Raw genomic sequence first — 22,752 nt, 5'->3', positions numbered from 1 at the left:
CCTGATGTGCCAAGCTTTTTGGCTGGTATGATGACCTTTGATACCTGGTCGATACTCTTTATGGTCGTGCAATCGCTGGTCATCTTTTTGGTGGTGGTCATTGTCGCTGCAATGATGATTGTCTATGAGCGCCGCATGCTAGCACTCTGGCAAGATCGTTACGGTCCGAACCGTGTTGGTCCGTTTGGGTCGCTACAGCTGGTTGCTGATATGCTCAAAATCTTCTTTAAAGAAGATTGGACGCCAAACTTTACCGATAAGTTTATGTTTACCTTGGCGCCAGCGGTTGCCATGTTTACTGCTTTGGCCTCTTTTGCCATTATTCCTATCTCGCCATCCCTTGGGGTTGCTGATTGGGATATCGGTATTTTGTTCTTCTTTGCTATGGCAGGTATTGCGGTCTATGCGGTGATGTTCGGTGGCTGGGCGTCTGCCAATAAGTTCTCTTTACTTGGCGGCTTACGTTCTGCAGCGCAAACCATCAGTTATGAAGTCTTTTTAGGCTTATCATTGATGGGCGTTGTTGCCTTAACAGGCTCATTTAACCTACGCGAAATCGTTGAATCGCAAATTGACGGCTGGTATATCATTCCGCAGTTCTTTGGCTTTTTGACCTTTGTCGTTGCTGGTGTTGCTGTTACCCATAGACATCCATTTGATCAGCCAGAAGCCGAGCAAGAGTTGGCCGAAGGTTATCATGTCGAATATTCTGGCATGAAGTTCGGTATGTTCTTTATCGGTGAATACGTCAACGTCGTACTGATTTCTGCGTTGATGACTTGTTTGTTCTTCGGCGGTTGGCTTGCGCCGTTTAATTTAGATATTCCGTTTATTCCACCAGCTTTTTGGTTCATGATTAAGACACTATTCTTTATGACCATGTTTATTTTGGCTCGAGGCTCACTCATGCGTCCGCGCTATGATCAGGTGATGAACTTTGGCTGGAAAGTCTGCCTGCCGGTAACCTTGATTAATCTATTGGTTACTGCTGCAGTCATTTTGATTTTTTCCCCAACGTTGTAATCATTACTAGCCATCACTGATGAACTAGGGTAAAGCTGATAAGGATAATAATCCCATGTTTACTACTATAAAAAAGACCGTCATTGGTATGTTTACCATTGTCCGCAGTATGTGGATGGTCAATAGTCATGCAATCAGGCCACGCGACACCATTCTGTATCCAGAAGAACCGGTACCTGTACCGCCGCGCTTTCGCGGACGCATTATCTTGTCGCGTGACCCTGACGGTGATGAGCGCTGTGTCGCTTGTAACCTATGTGCTGTGGCATGTCCGGTCGGCTGTATCTCACTGCAAAAAGCAGAACGTGAAGATGGACGCTGGTATCCAGAGTTTTTCCGCATCAACTTTTCACGCTGTATCTTTTGTGGTTTGTGTGAAGAGGCGTGTCCGACGACCGCGATTCAGATGACCCCAGACTTTGAGATGGGCGAATATGTCCGTCAAGACTTGGTTTATGAAAAAGAGCATTTGCTGATTTCAGGACCGGGTAAATATCCCGATTATAACTATTATCGCGTGACGGGTATGGCGGTAGCAGATAAACCAAAAGGCGCGGCCCAAAACGAAGCTGCACCGATTGATCTAAGGAGCTTGCTACCATGATGAATATCTTAAATAGTCCTGAATTGGCAGGGTTTTATGCGCTGGCAGCGGTGGCAATATTTGCCAGCTTGCGCGTGGTGACCCTCGCCAATCCAGTGCATGCTATTTTATCGATGATTGTGTCGTTATTGGCCATCTCAGGTATTTTCTTTATATTAGGTGCGCCTTTTGCTGGTGCGCTTGAAGTGGTCGTTTATGCCGGTGCCATTATGGTGCTATTCGTTTTCGTTATTATGATGCTAAATCTCGGCATGAGTAATGATGAGCGCGAAGAGCGCTGGCTTGATGCCAAGACTTGGGCTGTACCGACGGGACTAACGATTATTATCGCGGTTGTGCTGTATGCGATGATTGGTCTTAACCATGATGAAGCGGCAATTATTGGCGGGTCGACGATTTCAGCCAAAGCAGTAGGTACTGCGCTGTTTACCAAATATATTATGTTGATAGAAGTAGCGGCATTGCTCTTATTAGCCGCTTTGGTTGCCGCTTATCATTTGGGTAAAGAGTCTATTGATGATGAGATTGTCGGTAACAGTAGCCGAGGTGCTAGCCAAGCAACCAATCCAAATGTTGCCAGTATCACACACTACGATGATAACGGCATGCCTATAGATACTGATGCAGTAAACATGGCTGAACCATATGAATATAAAGATGTTGACCCGCATGACTATGTTGGCATGAAAGCAGGTACGCAGGTAGGTGTGAATAAAGTCACGCGCAAGGAGTCGGACTGATGGTACTAGCAGCGAGCGTGGCACAAGATATTGCTAATGTGCCGTTTGCCCACGAGGTAGCAGGCTTAGTGCAGCCGGTTGCTGAGGCGCAAAATGTACTGGGTATGATACCCATGAGCCATGGATTGATTTTGGCCGGTATCTTATTTGCGATTGGTCTGTGCGGTGTCATGGTAAGGCGTAATTTCTTATTTATGCTGATGAGCCTTGAGATCATGATGAATGCGACGGCTTTGGCATTTGTGGTCGCAGGTAGCCGCTGGGTTGATCCAGATGGACAGATTATGTTTATCTTTATTCTGACTTTAGCAGCAGCAGAGGCGGCTATTGGTTTGGCAATATTATTGCGGTTTTATCATCAGCGTGGGCATCTCGATGTCGACAGCGCGAATGAGATGAAAGGATGATGTCATGAATTTATTACCATTAACCTTTATATTCCCGCTCGTTGGCTTTTTGATTCTAGCCTTTATGCGCGACAAGTTAAGCGAGCAGGTAGCAGCGATTGTTGGTGTTGGTAGCATGCTGCTATCAGCACTTTGTACGCTGATGGTCAGCTATACCTTTTTAACAAGCAACCCTGCCGGTACGGTCATCGAGATTCCACTATGGACTTGGTTCCAAGTCGGCGATTTTGCGCCGAGTTTTGGTCTAAGCTTTGATGGCTTAGCATTGACGATGATTGGCGTAATTACCGGTATCGGCTTTTTGATTCATCTGTTTGCCGCATGGTATATGAAAGGTGAAACAGGCTTTGCGCGCTTCTTTAGTTATATGAACTTATTCGTCGCCAGCATGTTATTACTGGTATTGGCGGATAACTTGTTCTTGCTCTATCTTGGCTGGGAAGGCGTCGGTATCTGTTCTTACTTGCTAATTGGTTTTTATTATCAAGACCGTGCTAATGGTCGGGCAGCAATTAAAGCCTTTACCGTCACCCGCGTTGGTGATGTGTTTTTAGCCTTTGGTTTGTTTTTATTATTCCGCGAATTTGGCACGCTTAATATTCAAGAGATTATTACCCGTGCGCCGGAAATCTTTGATATTAACAACCCAACGATGATTTTAACCACCATGATGTTGGTCGGTGGTGCGATGGGTAAATCAGCGCAGCTACCACTACATACGTGGCTTGCTGATGCGATGGCAGGTCCAACGCCAGTGTCTGCTTTGATTCACGCAGCGACCATGGTTACTGCGGGTGTTTATCTGATTGCCCGTCTACATCCATTATTTCTTCTCACACCGGGCGTATTGTTGTACTGGGTTGGGGCAGTGGGTGCATTGACGCTCGTGGTTGCTGGATTTTGTGCGCTAGTACAAACCGATATTAAACGTATTCTTGCTTATTCGACCATGAGCCAAATTGGCTATATGTTCTTAGCATTGGGCGTTGGCGCATGGCAAGGTGCTATCTTCCACTTGATGACGCATGCTTTCTTTAAAGCATTGCTATTCTTATCATCAGGTGCAGTCATTCTTGCGGTTCATCATGAGCAAAACATCTTTAAGATGGGCGGTTTACGCAAAAAGATACCCTTGGTATTTTGGTGCTATATCGTCGGTGGCGGTGCGCTTGCAGCGATACCTTGGGTCACCGTTGGTTTCTATTCTAAAGAAGCGATTCTGTGGGAGAGTTATGCGACCGGTCATATGGTCTTATTCTATATGGGCGTATTCGGTGCTTTCTTAACCGCGATTTATACCTTCCGTATGATTTGGATTATCTTCTTTGGTGAAGAAAAAACCCATGCACATAAATTATCGGGTGTGTCGTATTGGCTGCCACTTAGTGTGTTGCTCGTATTATCAACAGCAGTGGGCGCATTGATTACGCCACCATTGCAAGGCGTATTGCCAGAGAGCGTTGGGCACTTATTAGAAGTTGCTGGTCAAGCACATGGTAAGCATACTGCTGAGTTTATCGCCATGGGTGCGATGGCGGCAGGCTTGGTATTGGCGGCGCTATTATATGTCGTTAATAAAGGTCGACTGCTGACCAGCTTTAAGCGCACACGTATCGGTGCGGCGTTATATCATTGGTGCTATCACGGTATGGGCTTTGACGCGCTATACGATATAGTTTTTGTAAAACCCTTTTTGTTCATCGGCCGCTTATTTAAAGCCGACCCTATTGATAAAACGTGGCTGTTATTACCTAAGCTAGCATCAGCGGGTAATAAGGTGTTGTCTGCGACGCAAACAGGGTCACTTCGAGGTTATGCTGCAAGCTTTGGCTTGGGTATGGCTGTATTACTCGTGCTGGTAATGATGACGGTGGTATAAGATGATTGAGTTACAACAAACGTGGATGCTACCAGCATTAATCGCCATTCCTTTTATTGCAGGATTGCTATGTTGGCTGGTTGAACGCTTTAATAAACGTCTACCGCGCTGGATTGCTTTAATCGGTATGACGTTGACCTTTGTATTGTCACTGGTACTGTGGCAATACGGTGATTATAGTGGCATGAGTCAGCAAGTCATTGCGCCAGACGCAAATGTGCCTTGGGTTGCTGAGTTTAGTGTGCCTTGGATACCTAGCTTTGGTATCAGCTTTCATTTGGCGTTAGATGGTTTATCGCTGATGATGGTTGCTTTGACAGGGCTGCTCGGCGTTGCTGCAGTTGCTTGTTCGTGGAATGAGATCCAGCGCCGTGTTGGCTTCTTCCATCTGAACTTGCTATGGAGCTTGGGCGGCGTCATTGGTGTTTTCTTAGCCATTGATATGTTCTTATTCTTCTTCTTTTGGGAGATGATGCTGGTTCCTATCTACTTTTTGATCGCGATTTGGGGTCATGACGTCGTTGGCAAAACCAAAGAATACGCAGCAACCAAGTTCTTTATTTATACCCAAGCGTCTGGGCTAATCATGCTGGTCGGTATTTTGATATTGGTCATTATCAGCTACGCCCAAAAAGGGGTGGTGAGCTTTAACTATAATGATTTGCTCGGTACGTCACTTGGCGGCTGGGAATATCCGATCATGCTATGCTTCTTTATTGGCTTTGCCGTGAAGTTGCCGATTATTCCATTCCACGGCTGGTTACCTGATGCGCATGCGCAAGCACCAACGGCGGGTTCGGTGGATTTGGCAGGGGTTTTGATTAAAACCGCCGCTTATGGTTTGATTCGTTTCGTCTTGCCATTATTTCCAGCTGCGTCGCAAGATTTTGCTCCTATTGCTATGACCTTAGGTACCATTGGTATCTTCTATGGTGCGTGGCTTGCTTTTATGCAAACCGATATGAAACGCTTATTGGCTTATACCAGTATCTCGCACATGGGCTTTGTCGTCTTGGCAATTTATGCAGGGACGTTACTCAGCTTGCAAGGCTTGATGATTCAGATGTTGGCACATGGTCTAAGCTCGGCAGCCCTGTTTATTATGGCAGGGCAGTTATATGAGCGCTTACATACGCGTGATTTGACCTTGATGGGTGGTATGTGGGGTCAGTTCCGTTATTATGCGCCGATACTGATGTTCTTCTGTGCCGCTTTATTGGGTATTCCGGGGACAGGTAACTTCATTGGCGAGTTCATGATTTTATTTGGCGCCTTTGCCGACTATCCTGTTTTTGTAGTCTTAGCGACATTCAGTTTGGTATTAGCAGGTTTGTATTCACTAATTCTGATTCACAAGGCGTTATTCGGTACCAATAATATTAAAGAAGTGGCGTTAAAAGAAACCAAGTTACATGGTTTGCCAGAGCGTCCATTAAAAGATTTGGGCAAGCGTGAGCTGTCATTGCTATTGATGCTTGCTGCCGGATTGGTATGGCTGGGACTGTATCCACAACCGTTCCTTGATACCTCAAGTCATGCGATGCAGTGGATTAATAACGCCTATATATATAGTCAAGTAACACAAGTAGATGCCTCGCAGCTGCTTGATGCAATGGAGGCACGTTAAGTCATGAACGATTTTACGATGAATGATTTGATGGGGCTATTGCCTTATGCACCAATCATTGCGGTAGTGATTACGGTATTGGTGGTGATGATTGCCATCACTATGAAGCGCTCACATATGGTGACAGGTACGATTTCGGTTGTCGGTCTCAATATCGGGCTGTTTATTTTGCTTGGGCAAATGGCAGGTATAGTCGATAGTGGAACCCTTGTGCCAGCGGCTGAGCAGTTATTTGTTATTGATAACTTTGCTCAGTTTAATATGGTGGTCATCTTTATCTGTGCATTGGCCTGCTTTACGCTGTCTTATGCTTATTTAGCTGATTTAAAAGATCATAAAGAAGAGCTATATTTACTGATGCTGCTATCGACCGTTGGCGCCTTGCTCATGGTCAGTGCTCAGCATTTAGCCTCATTCTTTATGAGCCTTGAGATGCTATCAATACCGCTATACGGCATGCTGGCATATACTTATATGCGTAAACGCTCGCTTGAGTCGGGGCTGAAGTACTTGGTGCTATCAGCTACGGCATCAGCAACACTACTAATGGGTATGGCGTTTATTTATGCAGAAGTAGGTTCACTCGCCTTTAAACCTATCAGTATGACGTTGGTTGATTTATTTGAATCGCCGCTGTTGATTTTAGGGGCTGCAATGATGATGTTTGGTATTGCCTTTAAATTGTCTGCAGCACCGTTTCATATGTGGACGCCAGATGTTTATGAGGGCGCACCAGCACCTATCGCTACTTACTTAGCTTCGGTATCAAAAGTGGCAATGATGGCACTGGCGGTTCGTTTCTTAATTGATACCTCGTTATTGGCACTGCCATCAGTACAGATGCTGCTTATGGTCATGGCAACCTTGTCGATTTTGGTGGGTAACTTACTAGCGGTCCGTCAGACTAGCCTTAAACGTCTACTTGGTTATTCGTCTATTGCCCATATGGGTTATGTATTAATCGTGATTGTTAGCATCGGCTCTGCTGCTGATAGCATCTCGAGCATGTATATGGCGATTTATGCCTTTACTTCTATCGGTGCCTTTGGTGTCGTAACCTTGATGTCGAGCCCTTATCGTTTGGCTGGTGAAGCCGATGAGCTGACCCATTACCAAGGGCTATTCTGGCGCCGCCCAGTACTGACTGCTGTGATGACGATTATGATGTTGTCACTAGCAGGTATTCCATTGACGGCAGGCTTTATCACCAAACTATTTGCGATTCTTGCCGCCGTACAAGGTACCAACTGGTTCTTGGCTGCGATGATTATCTTGGGTAGTGCCATTGGTCTATTTTACTACTTGCGCGTTATGCTCACGCTATTTAAACGTCCAAAACAATTTATTGAGTTTGACGTGTCTAAGCAGTGGGGTCTACGTACCGGTGGTATTATGGTCATCGCTGTCACTGCTATCATCGTCTTCTTCGGTGTGTTACCGAACAGTATGATTGAGTGGGCAAGTTTAGCTCGTATATGGTAAGCATAAAAAATAAGGACAGCGGCTGCATTAGGGTTTGATGCCGCCGCCACTTATCAGTTGTTACTGTTAGAAAACTAAGGTGCGCCAGCTTTATGATAAGCTTGGTGCACCTTTTAGTTTGTAGCCTTTAAAAGTTCATAAAAACTACCATCTACAATAGAGTATCCATAATTATTAATAAAAAAAGAGGGTGATTCATTATTATGAGTGACAATATTCAAAAAGTAACGGTGCTCAGTAAAACCACGTGGACGCCCAACCTATTTAGCTTTACCGTCAGTCGTCCGGATAGTTTTAAATTTACCGCTGGGCAATTTGTGCGTTTGGGCGTTAATCCCAGTCAATTAAAATATTATAAGCAGTTGAGTGCAGTAGCTGATACTGATGATGACGATGAAGACCTGAACGAAACACTGGATGAGGATATCTTCCGCGCCTATTCGATTGTATCGTCACCCTTTGATGAGGTATTAGAATTCTTCTCTATTGTCATCCCTGATGGCGCATTTACCTCACAGCTGCAACACCTAGAAGTGGGTGATGAGCTACTACTGAATACTATGCCATTTGGCTTTTTAACTTTGGCGCGTTATCAAAAACCATTACCAAAGGACTTATGGTTATTGGCGACAGGTACGGGTTTAGCACCATTTTTATCGATGCTGCAAGATTTAAAAACTTGGGAAGATTACGAGCATATCATTCTTGCTTATAGCGCGCGTTCGACAGAAGAATTGGCATATATTGACAAGATTGAAAGCTTGCAAGAAGACTTTGGCTCATTGGTTGATAATCCAGCCAAGTTAATTTTTATACCTATTGTCACCCGTGAAGCTGTCGAGGGCACATTGACTGAACGTCTGCCGAAGCTATTATTAGACGGGACGCTACAAGAGCGCGCCGGTATTGCCTTGGATATCGATAGCACGCACGTTATGCTATGTGGTAACCCAGATATGGTAGAAGATACTAAAGAGATGTTAAAGAGCTTAGGACTGGTGATGAATCGCCGCGGCGAAGGCAATATCGCAGTAGAAAACTACTGGTAATGGTCTGATTACTTTAAATTGATGTAGACAGCCTTAATTAAAAAAGCGCTGACCCTTAAAGATTATTGTCTTTAAGGGTCAGCGCTTTTTTATGGTAAGCGTTAAAAGAGTATTTAGGCGGCTTTCGGTCTGCTTATAAAGAGGGTTGTAAATTTGGCTCAGTAGCATCTGCAATCGGGTTGATAGGGCCTTGCATCAGCTGCGGCTCATCTTTATCAGTAATGATAGCTTCGTTAGCACTACTGGCTAGTAGGTCGCGATAATTGATTTGGGTTTTGAGCACCAGTTGCTCTTCTTCAAGCTCACCGTAATTGACCTGTACTTTATGTAAGGTGCCGATGATTTTTTTATTCTTTTTCAGCCAGCGATTGATATCAAGGTAGATGATTTCTTCTTTGGCGCGGGCAATATTAATATAAGACAAAATAAAGCCCAACGGGTCTTTTTTCAGCACGCTATGATAAAACCAGATAAAAAGCTTGATACCTTGGCGTTTGATAAAGGATTCGCAGCGTAGATTAAGGACGTCGGTATAAGTTTGCTGACCAAACACAAAACGCTGCACATTGCGATCAAGCTGTACATGAACCAAATTAAAGTTACTTGCAACCTCCGCATAGATACCGCCAGCATCGACAGTACAATACAGGCGAAACCAGTCATCATGTATCTCAACGCGCAGCTCTAAAATGGCTTTGACATTGTCCGTGACGAACTTTTGCAGTGCATCGTTGACGTAGGTTTGGGCAACTGGCAAGGATATCTCATCCTCAAGCTTATCTGTGGTTCTGTTATAAATGTTTTTAATCGCTTGGGTAAGACGCTCCCAGCCATCACTAAATGACTCGTCAAAACGGTAGCCAATATTTTCAAAGAATTCATCAAAACTGTCTGAATCATTCATATTGTCCATATTATCAAAGTTACTCAAACTTATTATCCTTATAATGATGGGGGTCGTCACGTAAGCGTTGGGGTAATAAATGCGCCTGCGTTTATATTTCATATTATGCAGGCGTAAAATGCGTATTTGCTAATAGTTCACTTATAAAACAGTATATATCAAAAAGGTAGCGTGCAAAATGAACGTCTAGGTTTTGTCTGATTGAGCAGGCCTACTATTTACTCTAGCTGATGTGATGTAGTTATAGAGTACGTCGCACTTAATATGCAGTAGTTAATATAAAACCGTTAACATAAATATCAGCTGATAGATAAGCAAGCAGCAAGTTAAGAGCTGCAGTATACGGTTGTGCTAGCGACACAATTCTTTGTCATGTTATGATAGCGCCGGCATTGGTCGACAGGTGCTTATATTATCATGCTTCTTGCCGATAGCCCTTATATTCATTAGTTGAGAACAACTGTGGCCTCCATTAAAGACTCGCAAAGCTACCATTTTTCAGCGCAAGCACCTAAGCGTGATATCAGCTTGCCGATGGCGATTGTAATTGCCGTCAGTGTCCATGCGCTCATTATTTTTGGGATTAGCTTCTCAATGGGGCAAGACCCTGCTGGCATGATGCAAGACGTTGCTAAGGCGCTGACTGATAATATGCAACCAAATGAAGATGCACAGTTTGTCGCCAATGCCTCACAAGAAGGCGGCGGCACTGTGCAGGAACAGTTGCGCCAAGAGACCGACCAAAGTAGTCCGTTGTCAGCTGAGCAAATGAGCGAAACGCAAGATGTGATTAGCTTGCAGCGCCAAGTCCGTCAGCAGCGCTATCAAGAAAGCTATCTGCGTACGACGCTAAGTTGGCGTGAAGCAAGCGTCGAATCTGATAACGATAGTAAGCAAGAGCAAGATGATATAATGGCGCAAGAAGAGCGCCTGCGTAAGCAAATCGCTACTTTAGAGGCGCAACTGTCTCAGCGTCAACAGCTGTATGCAACCAAGTCGAAAGTCGTGACTGTCGATAGCAATTCGACAACACGCGGTGCGGCAGCGGATTATATCAATACCTTTCGTGAGCACGTCGAGCGCGTCGGTAACTTGCAATATCCTACCCAAGCACGAGCCCAAGGTATTACGGGTGAGGTGCGTTTGATGGTCGTCATTGGTAATGATGGTAATATTAAAGCCATTCGTTTGCTTGAGAGTTCAAATTCGACGATATTAGATGAGGCTGCCAAACAGTCGGTTAGACAAGCGGCGCCCTTTGGTAAATTTACCGAAGATATGAATGATATTGTTGAGTTGCGTCTCATACGTACTTATCGCTATAGTGATAAAGTGGACATCACTTATTAAGCTCATTGAGAGTCTGAAAGATTTTATCGGGCTTTAATTTAGCGTTAAACAGCCATAAACATCATGTTTATGACAAAGTATTTATAAAAACACATTTTTAAAAATCAGTAATAGAGTAAAGAGTCAGTATGGAATTTTTAGGTTTTACCCTTGATATAGCGAGCTTAACAGAGAGTGCTTTGAGCATTGCGCTTAAAATTGCTTTTGCCTTATTGATATTTATCGTCGGGCGTTGGTTGGCAAAAAAAGTCGTGACCATTAGCAATCGCATTATGTTACGTAGTCGTTTAGAGACAACGGCGGCTAACTTTTTAAGCCGATTATTATATGGTTTATTATTGGTTGTCGTTATTTTAGCAGCGCTGAGTAAAGTTGGCGTACAGACCACGTCAGTCGTCGCAATCTTGGGCGGTGCGGCGGTAGCAATTGGTTTGTCACTCAAAGACCAGCTATCGAATTTTGCCGCTGGTATTATGATTGTCACTTTTCGCCCGTTTGTCCGCGGTGACTATGTGCAGATTAGTAGTTATACCGGTACCGTGACCGAAATCACCTTGGTCAATACCCATTTAACGACCATTAATAATCATGATATCATTATTCCAAATGGCGATATTACTACCTCAGCGGTGATTAACTATACGGCGTTACCCAACCGCCGCGTCGATATCACGGTCGGTATTGGTTATGATGCCGATATCAAAACCGCCAAAGATATTATGCTAAGTTTGGCAAAAAATAATCCAATGGCGTTTAGTGATCCTGCACCCGTGGTACGCGTGACCAACTTGGGTGACAATTCAGTCGATTTAACTTTAAATGTTTGGACCACCAACGATGACTGGTGGTCGATGCAATGCGATTTATTAGAACAATTCAAAAACGCCCTTGATGACAATGAAATTGACATTCCATTCCCGCAGCGCAGTGTACATGTCAAAGGCTTAGATCAGATGATTAATCAAATGGATCAAGCACAAAAAACCATGTTAAAAAAGAGTTAAAAAAGGGCTAAAGACAAGCTAGAGATAAGGATTTGGCAGCGCTAATCCTGCCAAAATATCAATCTCAAAGCTTTCCATCTCATCTTGCTCGGCTTGTCCGAGCTCATGGTCAAAACCAAGCAGGTGCAGCAGACCGTGTATTAATAAATGGCTAATGTGCTGTGCCACAGTCTTGTCTTGCTCAGCAGCTTCACGTACCACCACGCCATGGCAAATCACCAGCTCACCTAGCGGTAGCGTTGGCATCAAGCCAATGATTGCCGCTGGCAAGTCGCTTGGGTAGGATAGGATATTGGTGGCATAATCTTTGCCGCGCGCGTCTAAATTAAGCTCTTGACCTTCCACTGCATCCGTAATATAGATATCTAGCGCTTTCGATTTTTCTTGCCATACTTCAGTATCGATATCGGCATAATAAGGCAGCGTCAGACCATTTTTAATACGCTCATCTATATTATCCAAAGTCGCCATCATGACCTTTAATAAGTTTTCGCGATTATAAAAGCTCTCAAGTATATCGTCATGGATACTATCGGCGGCGCTGATATCAAGTGCAGCTAAGCTGTCGTTGCTATTAAAACTGTCATTAAACGTGTTATTCAAACTGCTATTAACATTATCATCAAGATTATTGTCAGTATCATTCTGTTCGGCTTGGCTCATTCCATTATCCTTTTTTATGTCAATCTAAAAGTATTTAACAGTAAAAAACCGGATATCAAATCCGGTTTTCTTGCCATATTTTCTCAAGTTTTCTAATATATCTATATTTAGATAGCTTACAGCTTAGCTGCTGCATCGTTTATTGCCTGTTTACGCTCTTGCTCTTTCATGCGCTCAAATTTACGTTTTTCTTGCAAAGCGAGTTGCTCTTCATCAAAGACATCATAAGCTTCGACGATTTTTTGTACCAATTGATGGCGCACGACGTCTTTTGAATCAAACTTAGTGATATGAATTTCTTCAATACCGCTTAATATTTCCATCGCTTGCGCCAGACCAGATTTACTGCCGCGCGGTAAGTCGACCTGCGTAATGTCACCGGTAATCACTGCACGTGAACCAAACCCTAAGCGCGTCAAAAACATTTTCATTTGTTCAGGCGTGGTATTTTGCGCTTCATCCAAAATGACAAATGAGTTATTAAGTGTCCGACCACGCATATAAGCAAGCGGAGCAACCTCGATGATTTGCTTTTCAAGCATTTTGCCCACTTTATCAAAGCCAAGCATCTCATATAGTGCGTCATATAAAGGACGCAAATACGGATCGATTTTTTGAGTTAAATCACCCGGTAAAAAGCCCAGCTTCTCGCCAGCTTCTACCGCAGGACGTACCAGTAAAATACGCTCAATCTCATTGCGCTCAAGCATATCGACAGCACAAGCGACGGCAAGATAAGTTTTGCCAGTACCGGCAGGTCCAATACCAAACGACACATCAGACGATAAAATATCTCTCACATAACGCTGCTGATTGCCACCACGCGGAATGATTTTACCATTGCGGGTGCGCAGGCTAATCGGCGTAAAGTCATTTGCAGCATCCAAGTTGTCTGCATCTTCCTCGTCAGCCAATTCTTCATCGGCTGCTCTATCTTCATCACGAGAGATACTCGATTGGATGATTAAGTGTAGCTCTTCTGCGCTGATATCTTTGGTATTTTGTGCTTCATCTACCATCTTGTAGATAATGCGTTCACCGCGCTCAACACCCAATATATCGCCGCTCAGGCAAAAGTCGCCTTGGCGTTGGCTGATTTTGATATCGAGGCGTTCTTGGATATATTTCATGTGGTTATTATATTCGCCGAGCACGGTTTTGAGCTGTGCTGGGGTCAACGATTCGAACTTTATACGGCGGCTCATGGAATCAGTCAAGCGATTATCCTTGTATTAGGTGCCCGCTACTATTGGTAGGTTTTAATAGGTGAGCGGGCTTAATAGATAAAATAGTCAGTAAAGTTTTATAGCTTTTAGAAAATAAAAGTAAAAATGACGGAAAAATAGTTATTGATTATATGGGTGATGACAAGTAAATATCTTACTTCCATTATGGTTGATAGTTTTTAAATTTCAAGCCATAGACAGAGGTGGATAGCTTTGTTTTGTATGACGATTGCAATCCTAGAGTTTGCTACTCCTGCTATCAATATTCTGATTTGTGACCATAAGAGGTCTTAAAGGTTAAGCCAGCGTTATACCTATAGTGAAGGACACGGAAGTTTGTGTAATTTGTGGTAATCTAGTGCTTAGATAATGGCGGTATAAAAGCCAAGTTAAAAAGCGTCAGAGAACGATAAATTTTCTAAAAAAATAACATTTTTGAGTGCATATTCATTACGTCTAGTAGTGTGTTAAAAGGGTCAGATTAGGAATAATAACCATGCAAAATACTGAAGCAAATTTGTCAAAAAATAATCATATTAAATCTAGCCATATTAAAACTAGCCATGTTAAAACTAGCCATGTTAATAAAGCTGCTATGACTGAACAGCAAGTACTTATTGCGGGCGGCGGGCATGTCGGTTTGTCGTTTGCATTGTTACTTGCCCATCATGGTATCGCCAGTACCTTGCTGGAAAAAAATAGCTATCCAACCATTAGTCCTAATGATGATGCTAAGCGTAGCCATTATTTAGACAGTCGCAATACCGCGCTATCACGGCGTACGGTACAGATTTACCAAGAGATTGGGCTATGGGATGAGCTACAAAGCCATGCTTGCCGTATTGATGCGGTACAGATTAGCGAGCAAGGTAGCTTTGGACGTGCGCAATTAAATAAAGCTGAGGAGCAGGTTGAGTCATTTGGTCAAGTGATGGAAAATGCGTGGCTTGGACGTAAGCTGTTGCTCGCGGCCCAGCAAGAACCATTAATTACACTGATTGATAATGCCAATGTGATAGCAGTTGACCAACAAAGCGATGGAGTGACCTTAAGCTTTAGCTATTACGGTGAAGAGGAGCATGAGCAGCAATTGCAGGCCAGCATTTTGGTTGCCTGTGATGGTCGTGATTCTACTGTGCGTCAGCTATTAGGTATCAGTACTACGACTTATGATTATCAGCAGGCTGCTATCGTCGGTGTGGTAGAGACAGACAAGCCACATGAACATATCGCCATTGAGCGATTTAGTCCGGCAGGGCCGCTTGCGGTGTTGCCATTGACCGATCCAGAAGGCGACGGCAATGATGAGTACCAAGAGGGCTATCGGCGTTCGGTAGTCTGGGTGTGCCCAACGGGTGAAGAAGATAAATACCTAGAAGATGATGTGCATTTCTTAGCCACATTGCAGCAAGCCTTTGGCGCGCGCGCTGGTACGTTTAAAAAAGCCGGTCGTCGCGGCGCTTATCCATTAACGCGAGTGTTGGCTGATAAGCAAGTCGACGGTCGCTGCGTCATCATGGGCAATGCAGCTCACACCTTGCATCCGGTCGCTGGGCAAGGTTTTAACCTATGTATGCGCGATGCCCATGTACTGGCGCAAATGATGAGTCGGCAAGTGCTAAAAGGCGAAGACATTGGTAATCCTACTTTGCTAAAACGCTATGAAAAAGCCCGTCAAACCGACCAAAAACGCGTCATTCGCTTTTGTGATGCCGTCGTGCATGGCTTTACGCACCCAAACCCAGCAGTGAAGCTGGCACGTAACGTGGCTTTGGTTGCCTTTGATAAACTGCCAAACATTAAACCATTGATTGCCAACTATGCGATGGGCTTAAAATCTTAGTTCAAAATACTGGTAAGTTATTAAGCAAATAAAATTTATAATTTCAGCTGCTGCTAAACCACATAAATATGAGCGGATAGCATGAATAACGTGACAAAGGATGTTTTATGAAAAATAACCATACGCTCATTATCGGTGGCGGTATCGTCGGTGCAACCCTTGCGCTAAAACTGGCGCAAGCTGAAATGCCAGTGACCATCATTGATGCGCGCCCGCAACGTGATGAATCAGATTGGCGGCAAGTGCTTGGCAAGCGGGATGCGCGTGTTTATGCATTAAGCCTTGCCAGTATTAATTTACTCAAAGATGTGGGCGCTTGGCAAAAGATAGCGGCATCAGAGCGTAAAGCCGATTATTCACAGATGCAGGTTTGGCAGCTAAACGGTAGAGGCGAGTTACTGTTCGGCGATAGTGATGATGCTAATAATAGTAATGACAGCAGTAACAGCAATCAAAACTCTGAGACAAAAATGCTCGGCAGTATGGTTGAGCCAGCAGTTATCGAATATGCACTGTGGCAGCGTTTATCTGCTTCTGATGTCAGTCAATATCTAACCGTTATCGATGGGCAGAAGGTTGTCGATATGGATTGGCTTGGTAGCGCGCAAGGTTACCGTGTGACCTTAGATAATGACACTGTGATTGACGCGCGTTTATTGGTTGGTGCTGACGGTCGTGGCTCGTTTGTGCGTAAGCAGGCGGCAATTGAGCTGGATGTGCTTGATTATAATCAAACGGCGATTTGCTGCGCCATTCAAACTGATAAGCCACATCGAGCAACCGCCCGTCAAGCCATGCTGCCGACAGGTACATTGGCATTATTGCCGTTAGCCGATATCACGGATGAAGATAAAGCCAATCCGCAACACTGGCAGTCGATTGTATGGACATTACCGCGCAACCAAGCGTTGGCATTGTTGGAAGAATCGCCTCGCTATATCGCTGATAAATTGGCTGCTGCCAGTAATTATGAGCTGGGCGCTATCCGCGAGATTGAATCCATCGCCAGCTTTCCATTAGCAGCGCAGCAAGCAAAAAGCTACGTCGCCGATAATTTAGTATTAATTGGGGACGCCGCACATGGCGTGCATCCGTTGGCAGGTCAGGGGCTGAATTTGGGTATGCTCGATGTGAAAGCGTTAAGCGAACAACTCATCCATGACTATGCGCGCAGTGGCAACAAACTGTGGGGTACGAACCAAACCTTGCGTAGCTATGAGCGTCTGCGTCGTCCGCATAATAGTCTGATGATGCACAGTTTTTCGGCGCTTAATTGGCTATTTGCCGGCTCGCTGGCTCAGATGCGTCCGATTCAACAACTTCGCAATGAAGGTATGTATCGCGTCAGCAAAATCAAACCCTTGATGCGGTTGTTTGCCAAGCAGGCGAGTGGGGTTTAGGATTTTAGACTTAAGGAAGAGTAAAATATGAACGTTAAATTATGGACAATAGCGCCGATGATGATAGGTGTATTAGCGCTGACAGGTTGTCAAACGGCTGATTTATCTAATCAAGCAAGTCAAACTATCAATATGCCAATGGTTGTGATTAATTCGGATAGCGACGGCGATAGCGTTCCTGATAAGTTAGATCAGTGCCCGAATACGCCAGAAAACGTAGTAGTAGATGACAGAGGCTGCCCTTTTACGATGCCTGGGGTTGGTTTAAAAATGGAGTATCGTGCCTTTTTTGATAAATATAGCAGTGAGCTGTCGCCAAAGTATCAAGCCGAGCTTGATAAGGTAGGAATGAAATTGCAAGAGTATAAAACCGCTACCATATTGATTGAAGGTCATAATTCAAGAACCGAAGTCGATAGCGCCTCTATACACGAAGCGAATGCCTTGGCGCAAGACAGAGCGAATAAGGTTAAAAATTATTTAATATCGAAATATAACATTGCCTCTGAGCGCATCACGGCGACTGAGTATGGTGCAAGAAGACCGATTGCGCCGTCTGATAGTGAAGAGGGCAATATGTTGAACCGGCGCGTATATGCGATTGCGTCTGAACCTCAGGAATAAAAAACAACTCTATTATTAAAACGATTCGAGGCAACTCATAAAGTCTAATTGGAATAAGTACTCCAATTCGATATGAAACTAAATTTCTATCTAGCCAGCACTGTTTTTTGTAGTTCTTTAGCGTTATCAGCGTGTCAAACCACTACAACTGCGCCGTCTAAGGATATACCTCAACATGAAAATATCAGTACAATGCAAGCAGAGATAGATTCAGATGGCGATGGTGTGCCTGATACTATAGATGAGTGTCCTGAAACGCGACCTTACGTAGTGGTTGATGCTAAAGGCTGTGAAATAATAATTGAGGGAGGCGAAGCACTGGAAATGGAGTTTAGTGGATTTTTTCCATCGATGAGTATTCAATTACCTGCTATTTATGATTCAGAAGTCACAAAAATGGCAGAAAAAATCAATGAGTATCCAGAAGCCAGTGTTTTTATTTTTGGTCATGCAGCTACAAATGAAATAGATGAAGATGCTTTAGTGACTTTTGGTTTCGATTCTTTATCACGCAATCTCGCGCTAATTATTAAGACTAATTTAGTATTGCAACATAATATCGATGCTAAGCGTATCCGTACTTATGAGTGTTCAAATAAATTATTGGTTAAAGATACCGATTATATAAACCCTAGTTTTAGAGCGCTTAATCTGAAAGGTCTTGAGGCAAAACAACGCCGCGCAACTTTAATGGCAAGTAGTGAAGTGTATGACTTAGAGAATCTCGAATATGTGTCTTCTATAAGAAGATACGGTGAGTACGCCAAGCATTGTGAGCGGTTTGAATAATAACGACTGATTTTCATCAATCTTTAAAACTTATACTTACCCCAACGACGAAAACAACACCATCAGCACTGGCGAGACGATATTAATAATAAAGCCAAAACTAATCGCTAGTGGTACGACTTTTAAGCCGCCAGATTGTTGAATAATAGGCAGGGTAAAGTCTAAACTGGTCGCGCCGCCAAGTCCTACCGCTGCTGATGGATATTTACGCATAAAGACGGGAATAAATAATAGCGCAAAGAACTCACGTATTAAGTCGTTAAATAGCGCCACACTGCCCCAAACGGCGCCATAAGCATCAGTCATGATAATCGCTGATAGCGAATACCAACCAAACCCAGATGCCAGTGCCAAGCCTTTCGTCCATGACACATCGGTGAACATCAGCGCAAAAATAAGCCCGCCAACCAATATCGATAGCGTAAAGATAATACTCATCTCAACGCCACGTTTATTGAGTAGTACCTCTTTAAGGGTAATGCCTGAGCCTTTTAACCCAATGCCGACCAGTAAGATTAATACCATCAGCATTGCGGTCATGGTGTTTTCAGGCGGCATATAATCAGCTGGTAAGAAATAGCCGATTACCATGCCAATCACCACACAAATTACTTGCGCCAAGCTGCCACGAATACTGACACGATGCTCTTTGGATTTAACGCTGGGCTTTTTGGCGTGCCATGGACGCAGATGATCGAATAACATCAGGGCAAACAAGCCAGTGCCAATTGTCAATATAGACAATATCGTGACATAAAGTGCGATTTCACCTATCTGACTGCCCAGCCCTTCGACTTGTGATAGCTCAATACCGATAAGGGCTAAGATAACAAAGACCAAGTAAGACAAGCCTTTATCAGCAAGCTTGGTCATTTTGGGATTGGAGGGGATGGCAAAACCAATAAACATTGGCATTAATACCAAAACAAGGGTAATCAGGCTTTGCATGTCAGCAGGCTCGTCATTTTGTAACAAGGCGTTTTTAGGAAGCTGGAGATTGTATCATATCAGGCTATCAATACGGACAATCCCCAAGCAAAATTCGACATGAATGCGCCAGTTTATTGCGGATTAGCAGCCAACTGCCAATGCATCATCTTTGTTAATTAAAGAAAGGTGGCTTTGACTCTGTTCCACAGATTGATCTATGCAAAGATTCTGCTCATTTGATTGCTTTAAGAGAGGCTCAATAACGCTCGTTCGAGGTGTGCTTGCTAAGTTAGGATAGTCTTTTCGGTAATGTCCACCGCGGCTCTCATGGCGCTGGTAAGCAGATTGAATAATCAAAGTTGCTAATTGTAATTGTCTTGCTAATTGAAAGTAGGGTAGCTCATTCAAAATAATAGCATTGTTTTTATTGTCGATATCTAGTTGATTAGAGTCGTAGCCGTTAAGTTGTTGTTGCCATTGTTTTATTTGTAAAAGCGCTTGTTCTAACTGCTGAGCATCACGGGTAATGCCCATATGAGAGGTCATCAAAGCTTTTAATTCTGCGGTTATTCCATTGATATCAACATTCATATTGACGTTGTGATTGTCATTACAATTACTTTCATACTCAACAGACGATGGCAAAGTAATGCGCTGACTATCTTTAAGCGTTGGCGCTATCCAAATATCTTGAATTAAATAATTTACATTAGCATGAAGTGAAGTTGTTTCTAAATTTTCTATTGCTGCTAAATAGCTCGGTAAGTCTGTAGCAATATTGCGCCCAATGACCACGCACTCCAAAAGTGAATTACTCGCTAAGCGATTTGCACCATGTAGACCTGTATAAGCGACTTCGCCAGCAGCATAAAGCCCTGCTACATCGGTCAAACCGTTAGCAGATGTCACTACACCGCCACAGCTATAATGAGCAGTAGGGGCAACTGGAATAGGGTCAGTAGTAATATCGATACCGAAGTCTGATAGTGTTTGATAAATCTGCGGAAAATGCCCTTGCAAAAATTCCGCTGGTAAGTGACTGACATCAAGATTGACGTAACCAAGTCCATTTCTGTTAATTTGCTCAGCAATCGCTCGGGCAACGATATCGCGCGGTGCCAGTTCTGCACGCTTATCAACATCGAGCATAAAACGCTTGCCCGTTTGCGGACAATACAACCGTCCACCTTCACCGCGCAGTGCTTCGGATATTAGAAAGCTACTGTCATCTAAGGCTAAGCCGGTCGGGTGAAATTGAATAAACTCTAAATTGGCTAAGCGGCAACCCGCTTGCCATGCCATCATCACACCATCGCCGACACAGACATTCGGCGCACTGGCACGCTTAAATAACTGTCCTAAACCGCCACTTGCCAATACGACGGCGCGACTATGAAAGTTGAGCTTACGTTGATTGTGATAGTCAAAAACAAGCGCACCGTGGCATTGGCTATCGCTGTTTTTTAAAAGGTTCAGTGCTTCATAGTAGGGCAAGATAGTAATATTGGATGCAGCTTGTGCTTTTAGAGTCAATGCTTCCATAATATGTCGACCGGTTGCATCATCAGCATGCGCCACCCGTCGGCACCCATGGCCGCCTTCTTTGGTCAGATGCAAATTGCTAGTCTGTAATGCCGCTAAAGGATTTACATTATTATATGGCTGGCTTTCTTGTTGCGGAATCCGAGTAAAAGGTACGCCTTGCTCACACAGCCACTGTACGGCTTGCTGTCCAGCGCTGAGGATATTAGTGGTATTATCAGTCTCACATAATCCTGCACCAGCGACTAGCGTATCAGCGATATGATCAGCGACACGGTCATTCTTATCTAAGCTGGCTGCAATTCCGCCTTGGGCATAATGGCTTGAGCAAACGTCCATTGCTGCTTTACTTAGTACTGTCACACTTAGCGATGTTGGCAAAGCGAGAGCAGTGCTTAGTCCTGCAAGACCAGCACCAATGATAAGGACGTCTGTCTGGACAGTATCCTCAGCATTATTTGAAGTTACCTTATCCGCTGACCAGGCCTCGCTCATATTAGGCTGCTCCAACATTGGCAAATAATTCTCGGTCTTTAACAATGTCACCGCTCGCGGTCACCCGTTGCTTTTGCGCTTCAGCAAAATCAAGCATGCGTTGTAATGGTTTTCTAGCTGCTGCTGCGAGCTCAGGCGCCATGAGCACTTCACCGCTACGCTGAGACAGACATTGCTCAATCCCTTTTAGGCCATTCATCGCCATCCAAGGGCAAAATGCACAACTTTTACAACTGGCGCTCTCACCAGCGGTCGGGGCAGCTAAGAAACGTTTGTGTGGCGAACGCTTTTGCATCTCGTGCAAGATACCTAAATCTGTGGCAACGATAAAGGTATCGGCATCCATCTCATAAGTCGATTGCAACAGCTTACTGGTCGAGCCAACCACGTCGGCAAGCGCGACTACGCTATCAGGCGACTCAGGATGTACCAATACTTTAGCGTTTGGATGCTCTTCTTTTAATTGCAGCAGCTCAGTTGCTTTAAACTCGTTATGAACCAAGCAAGACCCTTGCCAAAGCAGCATATCGGCGCCAGTCTCTTGCGCGATGTATTTACCCAAATGACGGTCAGGGCCCCAAATGATAGGCTCGCCTTGCGCATGCAGATGACGCACGATATCGATACCAACGGAAGAGGTCACAACCCAATCAGCACGAGCTTTGACCGCAGCACTAGTGTTGGCATAAACCACCACGGTACGCTCAGGATGGGCATCACAAAATGCGGAAAACTCATCAGCAGGGCAGCCTAAATCAAGCGAACACTCAGCTTCCAAGTCTGGCATGAGTACTGTCTTTTCCATACTTAATATTTTTGCCGATTCACCCATAAAGCGTACGCCAGCGACGACTAAGGTTTGCGCACTATGCGCTTGCCCAAAGCGTGCCATCTCTAATGAGTCACCAACACAGCCACCCGTTGCTAATGCTAAGTCTTGGATAAAAGGGTCGACGTAGTAATGGGCAACTAATACGGCATTATTATCTTTTAATAGCTGCTTAATATTATCTTCAACTGCGAGACGTTCCGCACGCGGCAGGTCTGCAGGTATTTTAGCTTTGGCATATTCGATGTTCATTTGAGTCGCAATGCGATTGTCATTGCTCATGATGGGCGCGTCATAGGGATAAGTCTTCATAAGTGTAACCTTTAGTGCATTAACGACAAA

At 44.2% G+C, this 22,752-nt stretch carries 20 protein-coding genes; 14 read left to right on the top strand and 6 right to left on the bottom strand.

Features of this window, described 5'->3' with window-relative positions; all coding sequences use genetic code 11:
• Positions 1-27: 27 nt before the first annotated feature.
• The 8 genes from nuoH (at position 28) to FHS24_RS11345 (ending at position 8,811) form a co-directional block, all read left to right on the top strand.
• On the top strand, positions 28-1,023 hold the full coding sequence (nuoH, locus tag FHS24_RS11380) for an NADH-quinone oxidoreductase subunit NuoH (RefSeq protein ID WP_183621263.1): 996 nt from the start codon (positions 28-30) through the stop codon (positions 1,021-1,023).
• A 55-nt stretch (positions 1,024-1,078) separates the two neighbouring features.
• Entirely contained in the window at positions 1,079-1,627 is a 549-nt protein-coding gene (gene nuoI / locus FHS24_RS11375; RefSeq protein WP_183621238.1) for an NADH-quinone oxidoreductase subunit NuoI, read from the top strand.
• Positions 1,624-2,367 (top strand): NADH-quinone oxidoreductase subunit J, encoded by a 744-nt coding sequence (nuoJ, locus tag FHS24_RS11370; protein WP_183621237.1) that lies wholly within the window; start codon positions 1,624-1,626, stop codon positions 2,365-2,367. Before nuoI ends, nuoJ begins: the two co-directional genes overlap by 4 nt.
• Positions 2,368-2,465: 98 nt before the next feature.
• On the top strand, positions 2,466-2,774 hold the full coding sequence (gene nuoK, locus FHS24_RS11365; RefSeq protein WP_045445153.1) for an NADH-quinone oxidoreductase subunit NuoK: 309 nt from the start codon (positions 2,466-2,468) through the stop codon (positions 2,772-2,774).
• A 4-nt stretch (positions 2,775-2,778) separates the two neighbouring features.
• The gene (gene nuoL / locus FHS24_RS11360; protein WP_183621236.1) at positions 2,779-4,653 is read left to right on the top strand and encodes an NADH-quinone oxidoreductase subunit L; all 1,875 of its coding nucleotides are present in this window, start codon (positions 2,779-2,781) and stop codon (positions 4,651-4,653) included.
• Between the two features lies 1 nt (position 4,654).
• On the top strand, positions 4,655-6,280 hold the full coding sequence (gene nuoM / locus FHS24_RS11355) for an NADH-quinone oxidoreductase subunit M (protein WP_183621235.1): 1,626 nt from the start codon (positions 4,655-4,657) through the stop codon (positions 6,278-6,280).
• A 3-nt stretch (positions 6,281-6,283) separates the two neighbouring features.
• Positions 6,284-7,762 carry an NADH-quinone oxidoreductase subunit N gene (locus FHS24_RS11350; protein WP_183621234.1) on the top strand — a complete coding sequence of 493 codons (1,479 nt, stop codon included), beginning with the start codon at positions 6,284-6,286 and terminating at the stop codon, positions 7,760-7,762.
• Positions 7,763-7,965: 203 nt separating this feature from the next.
• On the top strand, positions 7,966-8,811 hold the full coding sequence (locus FHS24_RS11345) for a ferredoxin--NADP reductase (RefSeq protein ID WP_183621233.1): 846 nt from the start codon (positions 7,966-7,968) through the stop codon (positions 8,809-8,811).
• A gap of 133 nt (positions 8,812-8,944) precedes the next feature.
• Here FHS24_RS11345 and FHS24_RS11340 read toward each other — a convergent pair whose 3' ends face one another.
• Positions 8,945-9,724 carry a hypothetical protein gene (locus FHS24_RS11340; protein ID WP_183621262.1) on the bottom strand — a complete coding sequence of 260 codons (780 nt, stop codon included), beginning with the start codon at positions 9,722-9,724 and terminating at the stop codon, positions 8,945-8,947.
• A 453-nt stretch (positions 9,725-10,177) separates the two neighbouring features.
• Here FHS24_RS11340 and FHS24_RS12585 point away from each other — a divergent pair, with 453 nt between their 5' ends.
• Positions 10,178-11,065 carry an energy transducer TonB gene (locus FHS24_RS12585; RefSeq protein WP_183621232.1) on the top strand — a complete coding sequence of 296 codons (888 nt, stop codon included), beginning with the start codon at positions 10,178-10,180 and terminating at the stop codon, positions 11,063-11,065.
• Between the two features lie 128 nt (positions 11,066-11,193).
• On the top strand, positions 11,194-12,069 hold the full coding sequence (locus tag FHS24_RS11330) for a mechanosensitive ion channel family protein (protein WP_183621231.1): 876 nt from the start codon (positions 11,194-11,196) through the stop codon (positions 12,067-12,069).
• 18 nt (positions 12,070-12,087) lie between these two features.
• Here FHS24_RS11330 and ybeY read toward each other — a convergent pair whose 3' ends face one another.
• Together ybeY and FHS24_RS11320 are read right to left on the bottom strand one after the other, a co-directional pair.
• Complete coding sequence (ybeY, locus tag FHS24_RS11325) at positions 12,088-12,732, bottom strand: rRNA maturation RNase YbeY (protein WP_183621230.1); 645 nt, start codon at positions 12,730-12,732, stop codon at positions 12,088-12,090.
• Between the two features lie 116 nt (positions 12,733-12,848).
• Positions 12,849-13,937 carry a PhoH family protein gene (locus FHS24_RS11320; protein ID WP_183621261.1) on the bottom strand — a complete coding sequence of 363 codons (1,089 nt, stop codon included), beginning with the start codon at positions 13,935-13,937 and terminating at the stop codon, positions 12,849-12,851.
• Positions 13,938-14,553: 616 nt separating this feature from the next.
• On the opposite strand from FHS24_RS11320, the gene FHS24_RS11315 reads away from it, so the two are divergent.
• The 4 genes from FHS24_RS11315 to FHS24_RS11300 all read left to right on the top strand — a co-directional run bounded on the left by FHS24_RS11315 (position 14,554) and on the right by FHS24_RS11300 (position 18,614).
• Entirely contained in the window at positions 14,554-15,801 is a 1,248-nt protein-coding gene (locus tag FHS24_RS11315) for an FAD-dependent monooxygenase (RefSeq protein WP_183621260.1), read from the top strand.
• Positions 15,802-15,908: 107 nt separating this feature from the next.
• Positions 15,909-17,201, top strand: a complete 1,293-nt coding sequence (locus tag FHS24_RS11310; RefSeq protein ID WP_183621229.1) for an FAD-dependent monooxygenase — start codon at positions 15,909-15,911, stop codon at positions 17,199-17,201.
• 27 nt (positions 17,202-17,228) lie between these two features.
• Positions 17,229-17,825, top strand: a complete 597-nt coding sequence (locus tag FHS24_RS11305; RefSeq protein ID WP_183621228.1) for an OmpA family protein — start codon at positions 17,229-17,231, stop codon at positions 17,823-17,825.
• 72 nt (positions 17,826-17,897) lie between these two features.
• Positions 17,898-18,614, top strand: a complete 717-nt coding sequence (locus FHS24_RS11300; protein WP_183621227.1) for an OmpA family protein — start codon at positions 17,898-17,900, stop codon at positions 18,612-18,614.
• A 36-nt stretch (positions 18,615-18,650) separates the two neighbouring features.
• On the opposite strand, the gene FHS24_RS11295 is transcribed toward FHS24_RS11300, so the two are convergent.
• From FHS24_RS11295 to nadA, 3 genes are all read right to left on the bottom strand, one after another.
• The gene (locus tag FHS24_RS11295) at positions 18,651-19,562 is read right to left on the bottom strand and encodes a LysO family transporter (RefSeq protein ID WP_183621226.1); all 912 of its coding nucleotides are present in this window, start codon (positions 19,560-19,562) and stop codon (positions 18,651-18,653) included.
• Between the two features lie 123 nt (positions 19,563-19,685).
• On the bottom strand, positions 19,686-21,581 hold the full coding sequence (nadB, locus tag FHS24_RS11290; RefSeq protein WP_183621225.1) for an L-aspartate oxidase: 1,896 nt from the start codon (positions 21,579-21,581) through the stop codon (positions 19,686-19,688).
• A 1-nt stretch (position 21,582) separates the two neighbouring features.
• Positions 21,583-22,722 (bottom strand): quinolinate synthase NadA, encoded by a 1,140-nt coding sequence (nadA, locus tag FHS24_RS11285; protein ID WP_183621224.1) that lies wholly within the window; start codon positions 22,720-22,722, stop codon positions 21,583-21,585.
• Between the last annotated feature and the right edge of the window lie 30 nt (positions 22,723-22,752).

The sequence above is a fragment of the Psychrobacter luti genome, assembly GCF_014192115.1.
Lineage (GTDB): Bacteria > Pseudomonadota > Gammaproteobacteria > Pseudomonadales > Moraxellaceae > Psychrobacter > Psychrobacter luti.
The sequence above is the reverse complement of the archived record's forward strand: the minus strand, read 5'-3'. Positions and strand labels throughout refer to the sequence as shown.